The organism is Bacillus sp. DX3.1 (assembly GCF_030292155.1).
GTDB lineage: Bacteria > Bacillota > Bacilli > Bacillales > Bacillaceae_G > Bacillus_A.
Window position 1 is genome coordinate 2,682,633 of sequence record NZ_CP128153.1, and the last position, 18,502, is coordinate 2,701,134.

At 33.4% G+C, this 18,502-nt stretch carries 20 protein-coding genes and 1 pseudogene; 7 read left to right on the forward strand and 14 right to left on the reverse strand.

Annotated features, from left to right (window positions below; genetic code table 11):
* Positions 1–127 precede the first annotated feature (127 nt).
* Positions 128–931, forward strand: coding sequence for an alpha/beta fold hydrolase (locus tag QRE67_RS13180; protein ID WP_286120619.1), 804 nt, complete (start codon positions 128–130; stop codon positions 929–931).
* 45 nt (positions 932–976) lie between these two features.
* Here QRE67_RS13180 and QRE67_RS13185 read toward each other — a convergent pair whose 3' ends face one another.
* From QRE67_RS13185 to QRE67_RS13195, 3 genes are all read right to left on the reverse strand, one after another.
* Positions 977–1,342, reverse strand: coding sequence for a carboxymuconolactone decarboxylase family protein (locus QRE67_RS13185; RefSeq protein WP_286120620.1), 366 nt, complete (start codon positions 1,340–1,342; stop codon positions 977–979).
* A gap of 145 nt (positions 1,343–1,487) precedes the next feature.
* On the reverse strand, positions 1,488–1,796 hold the full coding sequence (locus tag QRE67_RS13190) for a YxcD family protein (protein WP_286120621.1): 309 nt from the start codon (positions 1,794–1,796) through the stop codon (positions 1,488–1,490).
* Entirely contained in the window at positions 1,784–2,233 is a 450-nt protein-coding gene (locus QRE67_RS13195; RefSeq protein WP_286120622.1) for a hypothetical protein, read from the reverse strand. Before QRE67_RS13195 ends, QRE67_RS13190 begins: the two co-directional genes overlap by 13 nt.
* A 618-nt stretch (positions 2,234–2,851) precedes the next feature.
* On the opposite strand from QRE67_RS13195, the gene QRE67_RS13200 reads away from it, so the two are divergent.
* The gene (locus QRE67_RS13200; protein WP_286120623.1) at positions 2,852–3,613 is read left to right on the forward strand and encodes a DUF1836 domain-containing protein; all 762 of its coding nucleotides are present in this window, start codon (positions 2,852–2,854) and stop codon (positions 3,611–3,613) included.
* 523 nt (positions 3,614–4,136) lie between these two features.
* Positions 4,137–4,304, forward strand: a complete 168-nt coding sequence (locus QRE67_RS13205) for a hypothetical protein (protein WP_286120624.1) — start codon at positions 4,137–4,139, stop codon at positions 4,302–4,304.
* Positions 4,305–4,867: 563 nt separating this feature from the next.
* Here QRE67_RS13205 and QRE67_RS13210 read toward each other — a convergent pair.
* A complete protein-coding gene (locus QRE67_RS13210) occupies positions 4,868–5,704 on the reverse strand; it encodes a S1 family peptidase (protein WP_286120625.1) in 837 nt (278 codons plus the stop codon).
* A gap of 754 nt (positions 5,705–6,458) precedes the next feature.
* On the opposite strand from QRE67_RS13210, the gene QRE67_RS13215 reads away from it, so the two are divergent.
* Entirely contained in the window at positions 6,459–6,776 is a 318-nt protein-coding gene (locus tag QRE67_RS13215; protein ID WP_286120626.1) for a hypothetical protein, read from the forward strand.
* 63 nt (positions 6,777–6,839) lie between these two features.
* On the opposite strand, the gene QRE67_RS13220 is transcribed toward QRE67_RS13215, so the two are convergent.
* The 6 genes from QRE67_RS13220 to QRE67_RS13245 all read right to left on the reverse strand — a co-directional run bounded on the left by QRE67_RS13220 (position 6,840) and on the right by QRE67_RS13245 (position 13,055).
* Positions 6,840–8,462 (reverse strand): peptide ABC transporter substrate-binding protein, encoded by a 1,623-nt coding sequence (locus QRE67_RS13220; protein WP_286120627.1) that lies wholly within the window; start codon positions 8,460–8,462, stop codon positions 6,840–6,842.
* Between the two features lie 184 nt (positions 8,463–8,646).
* Positions 8,647–9,663, reverse strand: a complete 1,017-nt coding sequence (locus QRE67_RS13225) for a C40 family peptidase (protein WP_286120628.1) — start codon at positions 9,661–9,663, stop codon at positions 8,647–8,649.
* Positions 9,664–9,793: 130 nt separating this feature from the next.
* Positions 9,794–10,843 carry a dipeptide epimerase gene (locus tag QRE67_RS13230; RefSeq protein ID WP_286120629.1) on the reverse strand — a complete coding sequence of 350 codons (1,050 nt, stop codon included), beginning with the start codon at positions 10,841–10,843 and terminating at the stop codon, positions 9,794–9,796.
* Between the two features lie 67 nt (positions 10,844–10,910).
* Positions 10,911–11,237, reverse strand: coding sequence for a DUF3870 domain-containing protein (locus tag QRE67_RS13235; protein WP_286120630.1), 327 nt, complete (start codon positions 11,235–11,237; stop codon positions 10,911–10,913).
* Between the two features lie 443 nt (positions 11,238–11,680).
* Positions 11,681–12,445, reverse strand: a complete 765-nt coding sequence (locus QRE67_RS13240) for a serine hydrolase (protein ID WP_286120631.1) — start codon at positions 12,443–12,445, stop codon at positions 11,681–11,683.
* A 250-nt stretch (positions 12,446–12,695) separates the two neighbouring features.
* Positions 12,696–13,055, reverse strand: a complete 360-nt coding sequence (locus tag QRE67_RS13245) for an FtsB family cell division protein (protein WP_286120632.1) — start codon at positions 13,053–13,055, stop codon at positions 12,696–12,698.
* Positions 13,056–13,634: 579 nt separating this feature from the next.
* On the opposite strand from QRE67_RS13245, the gene QRE67_RS13250 reads away from it, so the two are divergent.
* Positions 13,635–14,561 (forward strand): aldo/keto reductase, encoded by a 927-nt coding sequence (locus QRE67_RS13250; RefSeq protein WP_286120633.1) that lies wholly within the window; start codon positions 13,635–13,637, stop codon positions 14,559–14,561.
* 45 nt (positions 14,562–14,606) lie between these two features.
* Here QRE67_RS13250 and QRE67_RS13255 read toward each other — a convergent pair whose 3' ends face one another.
* Together QRE67_RS13255 and QRE67_RS13260 are read right to left on the reverse strand one after the other, a co-directional pair.
* Positions 14,607–15,206: a DJ-1/PfpI family protein gene (locus QRE67_RS13255; RefSeq protein WP_286120634.1), complete on the reverse strand. Its 600-nt coding sequence runs from the start codon at positions 15,204–15,206 to the stop codon at positions 14,607–14,609.
* A 240-nt stretch (positions 15,207–15,446) separates the two neighbouring features.
* On the reverse strand, positions 15,447–15,926 hold the full coding sequence (locus QRE67_RS13260; protein ID WP_286125281.1) for an ankyrin repeat domain-containing protein: 480 nt from the start codon (positions 15,924–15,926) through the stop codon (positions 15,447–15,449).
* A gap of 776 nt (positions 15,927–16,702) precedes the next feature.
* Here QRE67_RS13260 and QRE67_RS13265 point away from each other — a divergent pair.
* A pseudogene (locus QRE67_RS13265) lies at positions 16,703–16,807 on the forward strand (site-specific integrase); the annotation flags it as partial.
* Between the two features lie 139 nt (positions 16,808–16,946).
* Positions 16,947–17,090 carry a hypothetical protein gene (locus tag QRE67_RS13270; protein ID WP_483298679.1) on the forward strand — a complete coding sequence of 48 codons (144 nt, stop codon included), beginning with the start codon at positions 16,947–16,949 and terminating at the stop codon, positions 17,088–17,090.
* A 579-nt stretch (positions 17,091–17,669) separates the two neighbouring features.
* Here the strand turns inward: QRE67_RS13270 and QRE67_RS13275 are convergent.
* Both QRE67_RS13275 and QRE67_RS13280 read right to left on the reverse strand, forming a co-directional pair.
* On the reverse strand, positions 17,670–17,900 hold the full coding sequence (locus QRE67_RS13275; protein ID WP_286120635.1) for a hypothetical protein: 231 nt from the start codon (positions 17,898–17,900) through the stop codon (positions 17,670–17,672).
* Positions 17,901–18,022: 122 nt separating this feature from the next.
* Positions 18,023–18,496 carry a GNAT family N-acetyltransferase gene (locus tag QRE67_RS13280; protein WP_286120636.1) on the reverse strand — a complete coding sequence of 158 codons (474 nt, stop codon included), beginning with the start codon at positions 18,494–18,496 and terminating at the stop codon, positions 18,023–18,025.
* Positions 18,497–18,502 lie beyond the last annotated feature (6 nt).

Genomic DNA, 18,502 nt, shown 5'->3' on the forward strand with positions numbered 1-18,502 from the left:
ACAAAATTTCTTTCCTATTTTGTATAAAAAAACAGCTAATCCACTTTACCTTTAAGGAAATATAGGATAACGTGTTGAATAAATTTACTTATAACATATATTTTCAAATAAAAAGGAGGTACCATATATGCCGCATATTACGCTTGAAAATAATGTAAACTTATATTACGAAGATAAAGGTAACGGCACACCTATTTTATTTATACATGGTGTTTGGATGAGTAGTCGCTTCTTTCAAAAACAAATGCCTTATTTCAGTGAAAAGTATCGTTCGATTTCTGTTGATTTACGTGGTCATGGCCAATCATCCCATGTAGAAACCGGACATACGATTTCTACTTATGCCCATGACTTACACGCTTTTATAGAAGCATTATCTTTAAAAAATGTAATACTAGTTGGCTGGTCAATGGGAGCTTTTGTCGTGTGGGAGTATATAAAACAATTTGGAGAACAAAATTTAAAAGCGTCCGTGATCGTAGATGAATTGGCTTCGGATTACAAATGGCCTGATTTCCCTATTGGAGCATTCGATTTTCCAACACTGATTCACTTTATGAGAGAGGTTCAAACGAATCAAGTTGAATTTCTAAAAGGATTTATCCCTCTTATGTTTAAAGACCCTCTTTCCGAAGATGATTCCGCGTGGATGCTAGAAGAAGTTACGAAAGTTCCAGCATCTATTGCAAGCGCTATTCTTTTCGATCAATCCGCCGTTGATTATCGTGAGGATTTAAATAAAATTACGAAGCCGACTTTACTTTGTTTTGGGAGAGAAGAAAAATTAATTCCAGTTGCTGCAGGAGAACACTTACACAAACATATAAACAACTCTCAATTCGTTATTTTCGAAAATAGCTGTCATTGTCCGTTTTTAGAAGAGACAGACCACTTTAATAAAGTAGTAGATTCGTTTATTCAGTCTTTGTAACTGAAAAATTGAAAACTCCTTCATCACGAAGGAGTTTTCAATTTTTCAATGCTTTTGCTGGCGTAATTCTCCCATACATTCCTGTACAAGAGTTACCGCTTGACTCATCGCAGCTCCACCCGCAAATGCTGCTGCAACACCGCATGCCTCTAAAACTTCTTTATCAGAGCAACCTTGATCAATGCAACCTTTAGTATGATAAACGGTACAATACTCATCTTGCATCGCCAGACTAATTCCTAAGGCAATGAGCTGCTTTTCTCGTTTTGTTAATGTTCCTTCTTGAAAGCAAGCTTGTGTAAAGGCATTATACGCTTCTGCAACTTCAGGAATTTGTTGTGTGAATTTCCCGAGACCTTCTTTATAATGCAGCAGTGTTTCATTTGTAGAACCTTGTTGCTGGTAATCCATATAGCTATTCCCTCCACACTTCATTATGTACACGGTTTAGTATGTACGTGATTTTTAAACGTATTCAATATTAACGTTAAGTGTATATATTTTCTTTACAAACCAAAAATAGCTGTTAGGATAAAATCCCTAACAGCTATTTTTACTACTCATCTGAGTTATTTAAATTCGCTAAAGCGAAAATACCTTCTTCATCATCTAATTCAAGTTGTAATCTTGCTGCGAATGGATTTACATTGTATTCCGTTTCGAGCCATAAGCGAAGTGCTTCAATTAAGTTTGCTTGAATTAAAATTTGCTGACGACCATTGACTTCTACTTCAGCTGAAAAACCATAGTCATCATCATACATCAGTTCAACAAGAACTGCTTCAGGATCAACTTGTCTCTTTTCCGCGATATATACGCAAAGGGCGTTAATGAGCTCTTGCTCAGAAATTTTTATCGTTTCCATGCTGCTTCTTCTGCCTGTTTCTTACGTTGGTTTTTGAAATATTTAAATGCACGAACTGCTAACATTACGATACCAGCCATTACTAACATATTTACCATAAACGCTAATACAGAACCAAGAGCACCCATGTTTGCAAACAAGCTACCCATTAATAAACCACCAAGACCACCAAGTAATAATCCTTTCATGAAGCTTCCTTTATTACTTTTTGGCGCTGTGTTTGTTGCTTTTGTTTTTGAATCTGGTGTTGTTTTCTTCGCATTTACATTAGAATCTTTTTTGTTTAAATTTACTTTTGAATTTTGACCTGAGCTTGGAGTAAATGATTTTTTACCAGATTTATAGCTTTTCGCAGCAACGTTATCTGTGAAAACAAAGCTACCTGCAGCAAATACAACCATAAATGCAGTCAATACTGTAACGAATTTTTTCAACATATTATATCCATTCTCCTTTTATTATAGATATATGTGATATCTATCTTTCTTAAAAAATGAAAGATAGATGAACTTTAAAGTTAAATTAAAAGTTCATATGAACTTATTATATGAACTTTTAATAGAATAAGCAAGTATTATTTCTTAATCATGTTAACTTTATTTTAGATTGTTGTTTAAAGAAGACTTAAAATAGAAGCTCCTTTAAAGGATAAGATACAGCTTCCCTAATGGTTTTCTAAACGTTACTGTTTCTATTTTTATCTATATAAATCCATTTTGATTTTTCGACATATAGCCGTGGCTATGGTTTTCTCTCTTTGTTTTCACTATGTCTGGGCAGGAAAAGGATCTAACCGCTTCTATGCATGACCGGATGCTCTCTCCCACCTAAAAAGAAGGAGTTTATGTCGGTTTTTTAATTTGTATTTATATATCTTACCTCTTCAATACAAACATTGTTAACCTCTTTATGATATTCATTTTGCCTTCTATTGTAATGAAGCTAGTTTTGTTTTGTTAATCAAAAGGAAAAATCATGTAAAACAGAATTGACTTTGCTAGAAACAAAACATATTATAAGGTCATAAGAACTTTTATTATTTTGGAGGTGAATAGATGGAAACATTTCATCTCACACGAAACGAAATGGCAACGCTCCTTCTTTCTCTTAGAGGATGGAATACGAAAAAGCCTCTTAGTATTTTACAAGAAGCTTGGGCAAAGTCACATAAAAAAGATATTGAAAGTGGGCAAAGCGTTACAGCTTTTATTACAACTGCACTTTCACCTATTTTCGAGAAATTGATTAAAATTGAAGATACAGATATTGGTTTTTCTTTAAATGAAATCGTTGCTCTAGGTAATCAAATCGAAAATTCAAACTTCTCAATAACCGCTATGCAGAATTGGGTAAAACGAGATATAAAAGAAATGATTGGTTCTCCGCAAAAAGGTAAGAAATATTCTATCGAACAAGCAGCCTTATTATTCATTGTCGAAGATTTAAAAACAGCACTTGATTTTGAATCTATTCGTAAACTGTTAAGATTAATTGTAAATGATCCTGCTGATCGTAGCGATGATTTAATCAATCCGGTTCATTTATATATCGCTTATTCCTCTTTATTCGAGGAATTAAATCAAGAAGGTTGTTTACAATTTAACGCAACCGATACAATCCATACGATTGAACAAACTGTAAAAGAAAAAGCAGATAAAATAGCAAGTACTTTTCAGCAAATCAATAGCGATCAACGCGAAGCCATTCGTAATGCCATCATTATCGCAACGTTATCTGTACATACCGCTTATGTACAAATGTTAGCGAAACGCTATGTATCAGCAACTTTATTTTTACAGCAACTCGACATAAAGTGAAACTTTGATCAGTGGGAGCTTCATCCCCCACTGATCATTATTTTTACGAGCAGTAATCCCTCCCCTAACTTCTTTGCTTCTTGCAAAACTTTTAGACGGGGGTATTACTGCTCCTATTTTCCCCACATTATAATCTAAAAATCCAGTCAAAATGACTAATATACCTTAGATCATAAATCAAAGGTTTGAACAAATAATCCATCTTCTAGCCATTCTGCAATAAATGTAAATGGTGTAGCCTGATTTATTATTTTTTTACCAAGTACCTTTATAAGTATAAATATAAGGAAAGAATCCTGTTACCAATTCCACTGTTAAGTCAGAAATCTTCATTATAAATAGCTAACTCCTATCACTCAGTGTTAGTACAGTTTTATCCAAATTTTGAAATTTTATTAATTACTGCAAACTCAGTATGATAAAACTCTATTCAATACCAAAAAAAGTAAAGAAAAAATCCTACATAGTATCCTCTTTTAAACAGATATTAATGAGAGTAAGATGAAAAAGGAGGTACAGTACAATGAAGAAAAGAAAATATTTATTTGTTCTTATGTCCACTATTTTATCAACAGGATTATTATTCGGCTGTAATGGTGATGGCGTCGATGAAAACGAACCAGATCCAACAGAAGAGCCTTCTGAACAAAGAGAGCAAGATGAACAACAAAATGATAATAACAACAAATAATTCAGCATAAAAAATGAGAAAACTATAAAGTGAAACTTTAATCAGTGGGGTATTACTACCCGTTACTGCGGGATAAATAAACAAAGTAATCAGCCATCAAGTTACTGCTATGCTTATTTTTCTAACGTACACTTACGGTTATATAACCGTAAGTGTATTCACACTCAAATCCCTCTGAGGATATTCACCCTCAATTCAGTCGGACTCAGTTGACTAGCCATCCTTCCTTATTACTCCAACTCCTACAATGATTTACTGGAGGAACTGCAACAAATCCTCAAAAAAATCGAAGAAGAATACAGCGGTGACTTTGAACAGAATGACACAGGACGTTACCGTTTTTCATATATATCGGTCTCATCGTTACTAGCTTTTTCTAATTACATTTTATAAAATACAGAAAATTCAATTAAAAACTATTAATACACAAAATACTCAATGGTGTTCCCACCCCATTGATTCTAACGTATTCTCACCTCACTCTACTCCCCTCTTCCTGATAATTCGATAGTGGTTACTTTCATCCATTAATATAAAATATTATATACTAATGTTAAGTTATCCTAATCTTTCAAATATCCTGGTACCGTGTTGTAATACGTTTCATAAATCCAATCCTGCATTTCAGCAAGCCGCTTTGCCTTAATAACGCTCCCTAGATTGACCTCGGTCTGTATACGTGTCGTACCGATTTTTTCTCCTGACTCGTTATTTGTCTGTGCGTCAACTTCTTGTTTCACGGTTGCGAATACTATCCCAAGCAACGTATAAAGATGACCCTCTCGGTAGGGAGCGTCTTCACGCTGCAGTTCGACTTCCCGAACCGAAAATACAGGACTTCCACTACTCCCTTGATAACAAGCGCAATATATTAAAAATTCTTTCTTTCCATTGTAATCATAATAGGGATGCGTTGCTGTATATCCTCTTCGAAAAATCGGGAAATTATGTTGTTGGTCCCATAATCCAACGGGGTATCCAATCATAATAATGTCTTCCATCGGTGGTAAACTATCTTCAAATGATTCTGTAGGAAGATCAGCAAGATTCAGCATGGTGCAGTCCAACTCTTCCCCTTTTTCGCGAATCTCTTGTAACACATGTATCAAAGGTATCACTGCAAGATCTACTTCCTCATCCGGATGAAGAATCGCAGTGTTGTGCGCATACCCACATCCATTTTGAAAAATGTTCGCAACTTCATAATAATCATCCTCTGTATGTAACAATAATCTGATGAATGCTGCGTCTTTTATAACGTGCTTATTGGTTACAAGAAAGGGCAAACTACGATCTTGTTTTTTAGAAAAATCAAAGAAAAATCCAGTTCCTCTTCCGAGATTCGTTTCAATTTGTGCTGTTAGATATAATAAATGCTCTGCTTTCTTATCTAGTATCATATGTGTCCCTCACTCTTTTTTTCTATCCCTCCTACCTTACCATAGTTGAAAATTTCAGAAAACTAAAAAATATTTTATGTATGTTTCTATCCTGTCTTACAATGAAAAAAATCCACTATAATAGGAAGAGGACCCCATATGGCGCAACCATCCTACATACGTAAGTTAGAATTTTTGCATATCTAAATTGGAGCCTATACACCCCAGCGATTACAACAATATCAACAGCAATACACATCACAAGACTTTCATGACGGGGATTTATTCGACCTCCCTGCTCATCTTGGCCACCTCATTCTTCCAACACTTCAACGCTATAAAGAAAGACATGAAATCGACATTTCACGCCTTCACTCTATCGATGATATGATTGACGCCTTTACAATCCTACAAGATTCAGATTATGACCGCTGGGCACTTCGATGATGAAATTTAATCATAAACAGGAGAAATGTGTTTCGAACCTTTTCTACATTACCTATCTATTTTGAATTAGATTGTACTAATCGTTCCTTTTCTCAAATGCTACCCTTTCCTATGGAAAGGGTAGCATTTGAGAAAAGAGCATATATAGCTTACTTAAAAATTGTTCATATCATCACCAAATCCTTAAATTCCCTTTAAAACATCTCCTACACCTAATACCTTCATACTTATAATTATGAGCGATAAACATATACAAGATATACTTGTAATTTATATACTAGGTAACATGAAGTGTTCTACACTAACAAACGAAAAGAGGTTTCATTTTATGGACGAAAAACAAGATATACAAAACCTACTATTATCTCAGATAGAACAACTATCTCAATCATTTCATTACGATTTTTTATACGAAAAGGAAGAACAGGGTTCACTTTGCCAAATCCTTTTAAGAGATGATAACGGATCAATTGTGGCAACACCACTTAGTTTTCGTATGTTTGTTAATGAAGTAGCTGGTAATGGAGAACTTATTTTTTATAGTACTCAAGGTGAATTTAGTCGCCAAAAATTTGATATATATAAAGAAGACAGTATCGTCAAGTTACTATTATTTATACAAGAACGTTTAAAAACAAACCATTAACTAAAAAAGATAAACATACTAAAAATGAAACGAGACACCTGATGATAGGTGTCTCGTTTCATTTTATTTCTCCATATCCGTCCACTTCAAGCTAGTTGCTGGGCCAAATTGATGCACATATAAATCTTTCACATATGGTTTTTGTACATAAGACAGTCCGCGCTGGAAAACTGGTGCAATAACCGCATCATCTAACAACATTTTTTCTGCATCTTGCATTGCTTTCCATCGTGCTTTTTCATCATTTCCTAATTCCATTTTTGTCTTTTCGATTAATGCATCGTACTCTGGATTTGCGTATCCAGTATTATTGACTCCACTTTCTGAGATGAAAACTTCTAGGTATGTCATTGGATCTGGATAATCAGGTAACCAGCGAGATAACGACATTTCATATTCTTTCTTTTTCTCTAATGCTAGTTTTTGAGAGTGGGGTTGCAATTTCACTTTCACCGTTAATCCTGGTAAGCTTTTCTCCAGTTGCTCTTTAATGTATTCTCCTACTTTTTTAAAGTTTTCTAAATCATAGTTTAGTAATTCTAACGTAACTTCATTCGTTCCTGTTTCTTGTTTTGCATTTTCCCAGTATTCTTTCGCCTGTTTTACATTCGTTTTATTAAATTCAGTTGTTGTTGCGCGAAAATCTTTTTTATCTGGTCCTTTTAAAAATCCATTTGGAACATAATAGTTTGCTGGTACTGATCCATCATTTAAAAACGACGTCGCTAACCCTTTTTTATCAAAAGCCATACTTAGTGCCAAGCGAGCATTCTTATTTTTAAGCATCGGTACGTTTTCATTAAAACGGAAGAAATACATAACAGGGTCTGTATATTGCTTTAATCCCTTATCATTTTTATATTTATCTACAAATTCTGTTGAAATAACAGCACGATCAATCTTATCTGTCTCATATAAATTCACAACAGTAGAAATATCTTTTACAATTTGATAGTTTACTTCATCTAATTTCACTTCTTTTTTATCCCAATATTGATTATTTTTCTTCATTGTAAAATTCGCTTCATGCTTCCATTCTGATAATGTAAATGGTCCATTATAGATTGTCGTATTTGCTTCTAAACCATATTTATCTCCTTGTTCTTTCGCATACTTTGCATTAATCGGATAAAAAGATGGTAAACAAAGTAATTTTGTGAAATATGGAACAGGATGCTCTAGTTCAACAACGAGTGTTTTATCATCTTTTGCCTTAATTCCCAATTCATCCACTGCCAATTGTTTCTTATTTATTTTTTCTGCATTTTTCACATCGTACATAATATATGCATATTCAGCACCCGTTTCTGGATTCACGAGTTGTTTCCAAGCATACACGAAATCATGAGCTGTGACAGGATCTCCATTTGACCATTTTGCATCCCGTAAATTAAATGTATAGGTTTTCCCATCTTTACTAACTTCATACTTTTGAGCAATACCAGGAATAACTTCATCCTTTTTCGATAATCGGAATAATCCTTCCATTACATTATTTAATACGTTAAACGAAACGGCATCCGTTACTTTTAAGGAGTTTAATGATGGAATTTCACCTGTCTCTGTTAACTGTAATATTTTCTTCTCATCTTTTGGCTTGGTAGCAGTATTTTCTTTTCCACAACCAGCTAAAAATGAAGAAATAAGTAAAGTACTAACTAATGAAAAGCGAACAGCCTTTTTCATTCAAAAACCCCCTTTTCTAATTTCACTAGCTATCATCATTCTTATTGCGGTAAAGTGAAACTTTAATCAGTGGAGGTTTTCTTCATTCCCCACTAATTATTAGCCTTCACCAATCGGGCTTTTATGGGCAGTTTATCCTCCACCTAATCTTCTTGACTTCCTTCCGAATTTTGAGGTGGGGGTATTACTGCCCGTTAATGCGGGGTAAATAACGACGAGCACCAGCATATTCTTCAATATAACCCGGTGTATTCACAGGGATAATCTCCACTGTTTTCGCTGCATTTGGAGAGTGAATCATCTTTCCGTCCCCGATATACATACCTACGTGATGAACACTGCCCTTTCCTTGATTGTACGCAAAGAATAGTAGATCTCCTTTTTGTAAATTTTCTTTCTCAACAGCGATGCCGGCTTTCGATTGCGGTCCAGAGTCACGCGGAATAGTAATGCCATGTGATTTGTAGATTGTGTGTGTAAAGCCCGAGCAATCAAAACCAAAACCACTTGTTCCAGCCCATATATACGGCAATCCTAAAAATAACTTTCCAGTGTTCACCAAATCATCCCCCGTTGGAACAGGTATATCATTTTGTGTTGCATAAACAGTTCCATCATTTTTTCGCAACCATGCTTTTTGCCCATTTGGTAATAGCACACGATACGAAATATTATCTTCACTTAAAAGTGGTAAACGTGTGTTATAACTCACTTCTAATGATTTGTATTTATCAGAAGGGTTAATATATAAAATAGCTGTTGGTTTTGTAACGAGTACAAATGGTTGCTGTTTTTTATCTGCGAAATCTTTGTTATAAGTTAGCTGTTTCGCTGGCATCCAGCCTGGATATCCTTGTTCATTTCTAGGTGTTGGTTGCCCAGGTACAACTACTTTGACCCAATCACCTTGACGTTCAGTAATGGTAACTTCCTGTCCTAATAAAGCTTGCGTTTCTAATTTATTTGTACTTGTTAACCATAGTTTTTCATCAAGAGTCATTGATTTTGTCCATTTCCATAAATCAACGGGATTTGCCACTGAAGGTTCATCAATAGGACGAATTAAATTCGGGCCAGTCCATAATGTTGCCGCTGCAACATCTACAAATGCTTGATCTCCGTTTATTTCTTCAGCATTCGCTACGGAGAAAGAGGTAAAAACCAATAGACATGTAAATAATAATGAAACAACTTTTTTCATAAACATCCTCCTATTAAGATTTTATCCTGCTTTAACGGGCAATCCCTCTCAAATAAGTATGATAAGAAATAAGTGCCCGATTGATAAGAACTTTCCATCAGTAGGTAAGTTATACCTACTGATGGAAAGTTCACTTTATATTCACTGCATGATGCAGATTTACCATTGGTCCGCTAAATGTCATTCCAGTTGGTTCTTCCATTAACCATAAAGGAGCATCTAGATCAAAATAGTGTATGTTTGGATGAGCAGCTGCCACATGTGCAATTGCTGTAACTGAAAGTGATGATTCCATCATGCTGCCAACCATGCATTTCACACCAGCCGCTTCTGCAATATCAGCAATTTTCCAAGCTTCCCGTATGCCGCCACATTTCATCAATTTAATATTTAATAAATCGGCATAGTTCCCTTGTACAAGTTTTAAAGCATCCTGTGCTGAAAAAACACTTTCATCAGCCATAATCGGTGTTTGTACATGATTTTTTACATATTTCATCCCTTCCCAATCTTTCGCATGAACAGGTTGTTCAACAAATTCTATAGCTAGATTCCTTCTCTCCATTTCTTGAATTATCGCAACAGCTTCTTTTGGACTCCACCCTTGATTCGCATCTAATCGCAATGTGATATCTTTTGGAATACTACTTTTTATCGCTTCGATACGTTCTAAATCTAAAGTTGCTGTTTTACCAACTTTTATTTTTAGTGTTAGAAATCCTTTCTCCACATGACTTTTCGCTTCTTTTGCCATTACAGAAGGTTCATCAACACTTACAGTAATATCCGTTCGTATATCTTTCTTTCCACCTAATAATGCATAAAGTGGCATGTTATGAAATTGGCAATACGTATCATACAAAGCCATATCAACCGCTGCTTTAGCACTTGTATTGCCAACACAGCTTAATTGAATGTGTAGCAGAAGTGTTTGAAGTTGCAACAAATCCTTCCCAATTAATGCGGAACGAATTGGTCCTAAAATCGCTTCTTCAATCCCATTTGCAAAATCCCCTGTAATCACAGGAGTTGCAGTTGCAGCGCCTTTCCCGACAACCCCCTCATCTGTATGAACAAAAACATCAATACTTTCAATTTCAGTAACGGTACGCAAGGCTGTTTTAAATGGCTTATGGAGCTTGATATAGCGACGATTCACGGTTAAATCCATTATTTTCATCTCATTCATCCTTTCTGTTCAATAAAAAAATCCAGCCATAAGAAATGCTCTTACGGCTGGATTTTGTCTATGAAAGTGTAGACAAAGCAGCAATTTGATTATATTTTTTTTGCGCATCTTTTAATGCAACAAGCAATGCTTTTTGTGAAGAACCAAAATAGCGATTTTTAATTTCTCCCATTAAATTAGGATCGTTTATATTTCTATGTAAAAATAAATGCTTCACAAATTGAACAGTTAATGAAATCGTTGCCGAACAGTCCGCATCAACGATCTTCCCTGTATCCTTTTCAACAACGAATGCTACGAAGTAACTTTTAAATTTTTCTGTAATGGGATTATTTTGAGGTGCTTTTGCGTCCCCTACGATATAAATCGTATTAGAAGCGTACACATAAATCTTCCTTTCTCATATAAGGATAACGGTTTTCTTAACGGGCGAATGAGCTGGGAACTCATCGTTGATCAAGAAATGTATCCGCTTACCATACATTATATATAATTGACTGAATTTTAACAATATTTATTTTGATACAATGAAACTTCTATTAGTATGGAATTTCTTACCCCATTACTGATGATTAATCGGGTAAGAAATTCCATGTTACTTCCTTGATTCCCTTTAATTTTAATATATATAAATCCATTTTGATTTTTCGACATATAAGCCGCGGCTATGGATAACAAAAGGTGACCTGCACTCGTTTTCTCTCTTTGCTTTCACTTGGCATGGGGCAGGAAAAGGATCTGACCGCTTCTATGCATGGCCGGATGCTCTCTCCCACCTAAAAAGAAGGGTTTTATGTCGGTTTTTTAATTTGTATTTATATAGAAATTTTAATGCCCATTAATGCGGGATATATATTGCGTGATTAAATATCCAATCTCTGAAAATATATAATTCATATAATTTACACGTTCTACATCCGAGCTTAATACGGCTATATATACGGTTTGTTCTTTTATTTTAAATCGTGCTACATCATGCGTAGCGCACTGCAGTTCACCGGTTTTATTTGCTATTTTTAATCCTTCTATATTTGCTAACCTCCCGCATAATTTATGAGTAAATTGCTGTTGTAGCAGTGGCTGATAAAACTGTTCTTCTTTATCATAATGACGTAACAACGACACAATATCTTCGGCCGTCGTGAAATTATCTTTACCCGATTCTTTAGGAGCGTGCATCATATATCGCTGTATTTTCGTTCCATCTAGTTGTAATGAATCAATATGATTTTGAATCTGATTCATCCCTAATCGTTTTATGAACCAGTTTGTTGCTGTATTATCAGACACTGTAATCATAAATGTCAGTAAGTCTTGTATCGTTACATTCGGCGTGTACAAGGAAGATATAATACCACTCCCGCTCGTTTTCGGAAGAGATGAAACAGGGATTAATTCATATGGATTTAAACAGCCCTTCTTTATATGTTCTATTGCACACGCAAGTATTGGCAACTTCATAAGACTAGCAGATGGATGAACATATTGTTCGTTGTAACGATACGTTATCGATCCCTGTATCATGACACTTACATTTCCTTGTATGTTTCTAATCAATTTTTCTAATTCACATACAAATTCCTCTTTTTTCATATTGCCCCTCCTCTTTTGGCCATTATAGTACCCTATCTTTCTTACATTATTTATACAAGATTTCTACTTATTAAGAACGAATGATTATAATACAGTCATTTCTCATTCAATTAGTACAAAAGACGTTTATAATTGGTTCAATGACTTCGAATGATCTTACCAAAGAGAATCCATCAAAATATTCCAAAAAGACCACTATATCCCATGCATAATATATGCATGAAATATAGTGGTCTACATACTAATTTTCTTATTTAGGTATGACGAATACTGTTTCATTTGGTTTTGAAAAATGATATTCCTTCCTCGCAAATTTTAAAATTTGTTCTTCATTATCTGTTAAATTCCCAACCTCTTTCTTTAAATATTCCCCATCTTTTTTTAAAGAAATTACTTGTTGTTGCTGATTTTGTATCTCTTTTTGTTTTTCTTTAATCATTGTTTCTTGCTTATACAGTATATATTGAAGGTAAAAAGCTGTTGAAAATATAAATATGAAAACTAAGATAAACCGCCGTATTTTTTTTTTATTTATTGTCACTCCGGGTTCAATAGATTGCGATGAATTGTGCTGTACATTAGGAACATTTATTTTTCTGAGTTTCCTCATATTTTAAATCCCCCTAACCATTTTAATTATTTCTGTACTGCCACTAACATTAAAGTATATATAGCTTTATTCTCTTCACTTTAAATAACCTCCTGTATAAAGAAATCTCGTAAATCAATCAATTAGAGATACCTTTCGACGGCATCCCCATATAACTGAAGAAAAATTTATTTATTCGTGCTAAAAAATGATATTTTATGTATTTCCTTTTATTAAAGGTACTTTCTTAGCATCGTAGAATTATTATCCTATGCTATGACTAATTTACTAGAAAGAAGGTTTCAACATAGGCAGAGTAATTGGATTTGAGCTAAATAATCAAGAACCTGAAAAAGCCACTAACGTTTTATTCTAAAATTTTTAATTGGAAAGCTGCTACGCCTAATTTTGATTGTTGGGCTATTACAACAGGAAATAATAGAATTCCTGGTAGCATTCCAGCACCATACACTTATAATTATTTAAACTTAAATTAGTATAAAAATTCATTTTTTCTAAATCACTACATGTTCTTCAAACATATTACTTCCCCTCCCTAAATAGTTTAAAATGGATGGATTTTTTCAAGGAGGATAACAAATGAACTACCGTACACTAGGAAAAACAGGATTAACTGTTTCCGAAATTGGATTTGGAGCTTGGGCAATCGGCGGTGATGAGTGGGGTCCCGTAAATGACAATCATTCCATTGCAGCGATGGAAAAAGCGGTTGAACTTGGAGTGAATTTTATTGATACGGCGGATGTATACGGATTAGGTCATAGTGAAAAGCTTGTTGCACAAGTAATAAAAAAACGAAGAAATGATATCATTCTTTCCACAAAAGGTGGTTTAATCGGGCACCATTATGATCCAAACGGAGAACCTGTTTATGAAACAGCTGAAAAAATAATTGCTGTATGTGAAACAAGTTTACGTCGACTTCAAACAGATTATATCGATGTTTATTTTTGTCATATTTGGTGGGATAAAAAGGAGGAAACAGAAGCATTCCTTCGTGCATTTGAAATATTAAAGCGTGATGGCAAAGTAAGGGCAGTTGGTGTTTCCACCCATGATTTACAATATATGAAACACTTTAATAAAGATGGCGGTATCGATGTTGTTCAGCTAGATTACAGCATACTGAATAGAGATCCAGAACTGGATATTTTCCCATATCTACAGGACCATAACTTAGGAGCTGTCATTCGTGGACCGTTAAAAATGGGTATATTAACAGGAAAGTTTAGTGATCAAACAACATTCCCAGATGGCGATTTACGACAAGATTGGCCAAAAGAATCCTGGTTTAAGAATAGTCTACAAAAGGTCGAACAATTAAGATCATTATCTCATCAAAAACGAAGTTTAGGACAAATTGCACTTCGTTATGTACTCTCTCATCCTTCTGTATCTGTTGCGATTCCTGGAGCAAAAACAGCATTACAGGCCGAAGAAAATGCTGGTGCTTCTATACGCCCTCTCCTATCAGATGATGAATTAGCATATATTAAAGAACTGTAAACTAAAATCATCAGTGGAACTTAAGCCCCACTGATGATTTTTTATCTATACATAAAGATCTATATCATATTCCATTCTTTTTGCTGTTCTTTCTGCAATTTCTACACCTAATAAGTTTTTAATGATATGAAATGACATATTGATACCCGCAGAAATTCCTCCAGAAGTGATAATATGTCCCTCATCTACATATTTAACATTCTCAATCACTTCAACATTTGGAAATTCACTCCTAAACAATTCAATACTTGCCCAGTGTGTTGTCGCCTTTTTATAATCCAGTAAACCCGCCTTCGCAAGAAGTAAAGCCCCTGTACAAACAGAAGCCATTAATTTTACTTCTTTCATTTGTTCACGAATCCAATTTATAATATTTTCATTTTTAATTTCATATTCTCGTACACCTAACCCACCAGGAATAATTAATATATCCACTGTTGGCATATCTAAAATACTATAATCAGGTAGCACAATTAATCCATTTCTCGCTTTTATCGCTTTTCCATCTTGCGTAACAGTATGAACTGTAAACGGTTGGTTCCCATTCTTTTCAGCTGTAACGGAAAAAACTTCAAATGGACCTGCAAAATCCAATACTTCTACTTCATTGAATAATAAAATTCCAACAGTCCAATGATTCTTCATTTTCATCGCCCCTTTTTCTATATAAATCCATTTTGATTTTTCGGCATATAGCCGCGGCTATGGATAACAAAAGGTGACCTGCACTCGTTTTCTCTCTTTGTTTTCACTATGTCTGGGCAGGAAAAGGATCTGACCGCTTCTATGCATGGCGGACGCTCTCTCCCACCTAAAAAGAAGAGTTTTATGTCAGTTTTTTAATTTGTATTTATATAAGTATATATTCACTTTGCTATCATTCAATTAATTTTGTACAAGATGTAAAAGATGTTGATGCTCTTTTTCTAACGCAATATCAAAAGCTGTTTTTCCATCATCTCTCTTTATGCTTATATCAGCGCCCTTTTCAATTAACAGTTTTACAAGTTCTTCATCCCCTAGTAATGTAGCTTCATGAAGGCTTGTCCATCCACCACTTTGTGTTACATTTATATTCGCACCACGATCAATTAAAAACTCAACTAAACTAATTTTTTTATTCGCAACAGCTGCTTGAAGAGGTGTATTTCCATTGCGATTCTTTTCTTTCACATGAAGAGTTGCACCCTTTTCCAGCAATAAACTCGCAATTTCTATGTGGCCAAAATAAGCAGCTAAGTGTAATGGCGTCCACCCATCTTCACTGAAAGAATCAACGAGTGACTGATCTTTGTTTACCAATTCACTCACTTTTTCATACTCGCCGTTTATTACCGCATTTGTAATCGTAGCAATTTGATTCATCATTTCTCCTCCTATCTATGTATTCCACACATTACAACTATTCATTTTTCCAACTACATATATTTCAACAAAAATATAAATATTCCTTTTCAGACACAATTGTTGTTAACATAATATTATTATTGATAATGAACACTTGCTATTCTAATATTCTTTTCATTCTATTTTTAATAAAAGTTATTTAAAGGTCTTATTAATCCCCTGAACACGTTTTATGCGTATTAAGTACTATCCTATTATAAGGTTGATGAAAGAATAGTACACGTCGATTTGAAAGGCCGTTTTTTTATCAAACCAATTTTTTTGTATATTAAAAGACTTATCGTATCGATAAGTCTTTTAATATTTAATTGCATAGCGTTCTAGTTTTTCTCGAATCGCATTCGTAATAAAATTATCAATAAGTTCGTAATATCCAGATACTCTTTCACTTGGTTTGTATCTAAATATTGATTACCTGTTTCATTGTACATATATTTAAACCCTTTCTATCCAAAAATTAAACATTATTAAATACACATTCATTCTATTTTTATATAAAAATAGAATACAAAAACGTATTTTTATTTTTGTAATTCAACGTAATGATAATTAATTTTTATAATAAAAGAAAACCGTAAAAATGTGTGATTTTCTATGGTTTTCTTTTATTATTGTATTTTTACTACATAATCTTTCAGATAAATGAAAGATCTATCATTTATTTTTTTATAGAGAATTTAATCATAAATTAAAAAAGATTTGATTTAAAATGGAGTCTAATTTAATAGAAAATAATAACGAAAATCATTCAAGAAACTAATCTCAAATTTACGAAAGAAATAAAGATAACACCTCATTTCTTTAGACATTTCTATGTGCAATATTTATATGACTATAAAGTGAAACTTTAATCAGTGTTTTTTTTTCATCCCCCGCTGATTATTAGTTGAACCAATCGGGCTTTTACGGGCAGTTTATCCCCCACCTAACTTCTTTGCTTTTCGCTGAACTTTGAGGTAGGGATATTACTGCCCGATAATGCGGGATAAACAATTAGCACCCCGTCAAATTGAAGCAGCAGTTGATCATAAAGATAATCGTACAACGAAAGGAAATTACTTAAAGCAAAAGTTGATGAAAGATCAGGATACTGGGGGTTTAATTGGAGAAGATGAATTTTAAAAGGTGTACATATGTTACTATCAGTTACGTTAATTAGCTTACAATAATTATATTATGTTTTTTATTGTATCTACTCTTTCTAATAAGATTTCTATCCATAAAGTAAAAATAAAATGAATAAAAACGATAAATTATTATGTAATTTTTAAACAATAATTTATTGTTTTTATTTAAAAATATTTATACTACCTAGATAATTGGTCATTCCCTCTTCCTATTATCTTTTTATATTACTTCGTCCGGATGTATAAAATTTATGATCCTCATTTATCATTATGTACATCGGCATAATACTCATATATCCTTTGTAGGTTTTACCTTCAACCTACAAAGGATATATGAATCATGACTAACACATACTTTTATATTTTTTAATTGACGATTTATTAGATTGTGAAGTTGCTACAGTTTATTTTCGCATTGTTTTTTATCCAATATTTTTAAATTTAATTATAATTAGGAGCATTTTATTCGTAAACAAAAGCAAACTTTTCAAATAAATAGAAAAATAATATTTTAGTTTTCATTTGATTTATTATCAAGATTTAATCATTTTTAATCAGAAAATCTTACATGAAACTATATTAATCTATAACAATTTTGCCTTCTCCCTTTTCCTGTCTCTTTTACTATATAAGATTTCATAACGAGCCTTGTTAAAGAATCTGTTAGTGTTTTATATGATAAATTCGATAATACCAGTAAATCGTTCGTATACAATATTTTATGTTTTTCTAGCAATAATAATACAAGTCGTTCAGAGGGTTTTAATGCTACATCGCTTTCCAATATAAAATCTATATTTTTCATATAATAGAATACTCCTTGTAGTTAAAGTTAATTGTCATTTTATCTATTATTAATATAGAAATATTATATAATAAATTATTGATTATACCAATATAATTATATGATAGTGGATATCATGAGTTTTATGATAGTTTTAGTTCCCATATTTCTTCAATTACCTCTTGATCTGATAATACTTTCATTGTTGTATCTACAATTTGAAATCCATACTTTTCATAAAGAGACCTTGCTGCTTTAAGGTCACGGTTGGTACATAATTTTATGACTTTATAATTTTGTTTTTCAGCAAACTCGATAGCTGTTTCCACTAGTTTTTTCCCATATCCCCCTCCTCTTAAGTGCGGGTTAATAAGAAACAACCTTAATTGTGCTACTTCTTCATTTACTTTTGTTATGGCAATGGAACCATTTTCTTGCCCATTTACTTCTAGAATCCAAATACACTCTCGTGAATTGCAACTATTCTTCATGTAATCATCTACACTTTTGGCAATAAATTCTTTGAAAGTTTCATTATAATTGTATTCTTTGTTATAAATTTTATAATGTGATTCAATTACATACTCTCGATCATTTTCAGTGAATACACGGATCATATGTAT

What these genes read in the sequence shown, in the direction of transcription:
- QRE67_RS13180 (WP_286120619.1), top strand. Translation starts at nt 128, where the DNA reads ATGCCGCATATTACGCTTGAAAATAATGTAAACTTATATTACGAAGAT.
- QRE67_RS13185 (WP_286120620.1), bottom strand. Translation starts at nt 1,342, where the DNA reads ATGGATTACCAGCAACAAGGTTCTACAAATGAAACACTGCTGCATTAT.
- QRE67_RS13190 (WP_286120621.1), bottom strand. Translation starts at nt 1,796, where the DNA reads ATGGAAACGATAAAAATTTCTGAGCAAGAGCTCATTAACGCCCTTTGC.
- QRE67_RS13195 (WP_286120622.1), bottom strand. Translation starts at nt 2,233, where the DNA reads ATGTTGAAAAAATTCGTTACAGTATTGACTGCATTTATGGTTGTATTT.
- QRE67_RS13200 (WP_286120623.1), top strand. Translation starts at nt 2,852, where the DNA reads ATGGAAACATTTCATCTCACACGAAACGAAATGGCAACGCTCCTTCTT.
- QRE67_RS13205 (WP_286120624.1), top strand. Translation starts at nt 4,137, where the DNA reads ATGAAGAAAAGAAAATATTTATTTGTTCTTATGTCCACTATTTTATCA.
- QRE67_RS13210 (WP_286120625.1), bottom strand. Translation starts at nt 5,704, where the DNA reads ATGATACTAGATAAGAAAGCAGAGCATTTATTATATCTAACAGCACAA.
- QRE67_RS13215 (WP_286120626.1), top strand. Translation starts at nt 6,459, where the DNA reads ATGGACGAAAAACAAGATATACAAAACCTACTATTATCTCAGATAGAA.
- QRE67_RS13220 (WP_286120627.1), bottom strand. Translation starts at nt 8,462, where the DNA reads ATGAAAAAGGCTGTTCGCTTTTCATTAGTTAGTACTTTACTTATTTCT.
- QRE67_RS13225 (WP_286120628.1), bottom strand. Translation starts at nt 9,663, where the DNA reads ATGAAAAAAGTTGTTTCATTATTATTTACATGTCTATTGGTTTTTACC.
- QRE67_RS13230 (WP_286120629.1), bottom strand. Translation starts at nt 10,843, where the DNA reads ATGAAAATAATGGATTTAACCGTGAATCGTCGCTATATCAAGCTCCAT.
- QRE67_RS13240 (WP_286120631.1), bottom strand. Translation starts at nt 12,445, where the DNA reads ATGAAAAAAGAGGAATTTGTATGTGAATTAGAAAAATTGATTAGAAAC.
- QRE67_RS13245 (WP_286120632.1), bottom strand. Translation starts at nt 13,055, where the DNA reads ATGAGGAAACTCAGAAAAATAAATGTTCCTAATGTACAGCACAATTCA.
- QRE67_RS13250 (WP_286120633.1), top strand. Translation starts at nt 13,635, where the DNA reads ATGAACTACCGTACACTAGGAAAAACAGGATTAACTGTTTCCGAAATT.
- QRE67_RS13255 (WP_286120634.1), bottom strand. Translation starts at nt 15,206, where the DNA reads ATGAAGAATCATTGGACTGTTGGAATTTTATTATTCAATGAAGTAGAA.
- QRE67_RS13260 (WP_286125281.1), bottom strand. Translation starts at nt 15,926, where the DNA reads ATGAATCAAATTGCTACGATTACAAATGCGGTAATAAACGGCGAGTAT.
- QRE67_RS13270 (WP_483298679.1), top strand. Translation starts at nt 16,947, where the DNA reads ATGCGGGATAAACAATTAGCACCCCGTCAAATTGAAGCAGCAGTTGAT.
- QRE67_RS13275 (WP_286120635.1), bottom strand. Translation starts at nt 17,900, where the DNA reads ATGAAAAATATAGATTTTATATTGGAAAGCGATGTAGCATTAAAACCC.
- QRE67_RS13280 (WP_286120636.1), bottom strand. Translation starts at nt 18,496, where the DNA reads ATGATCCGTGTATTCACTGAAAATGATCGAGAGTATGTAATTGAATCA.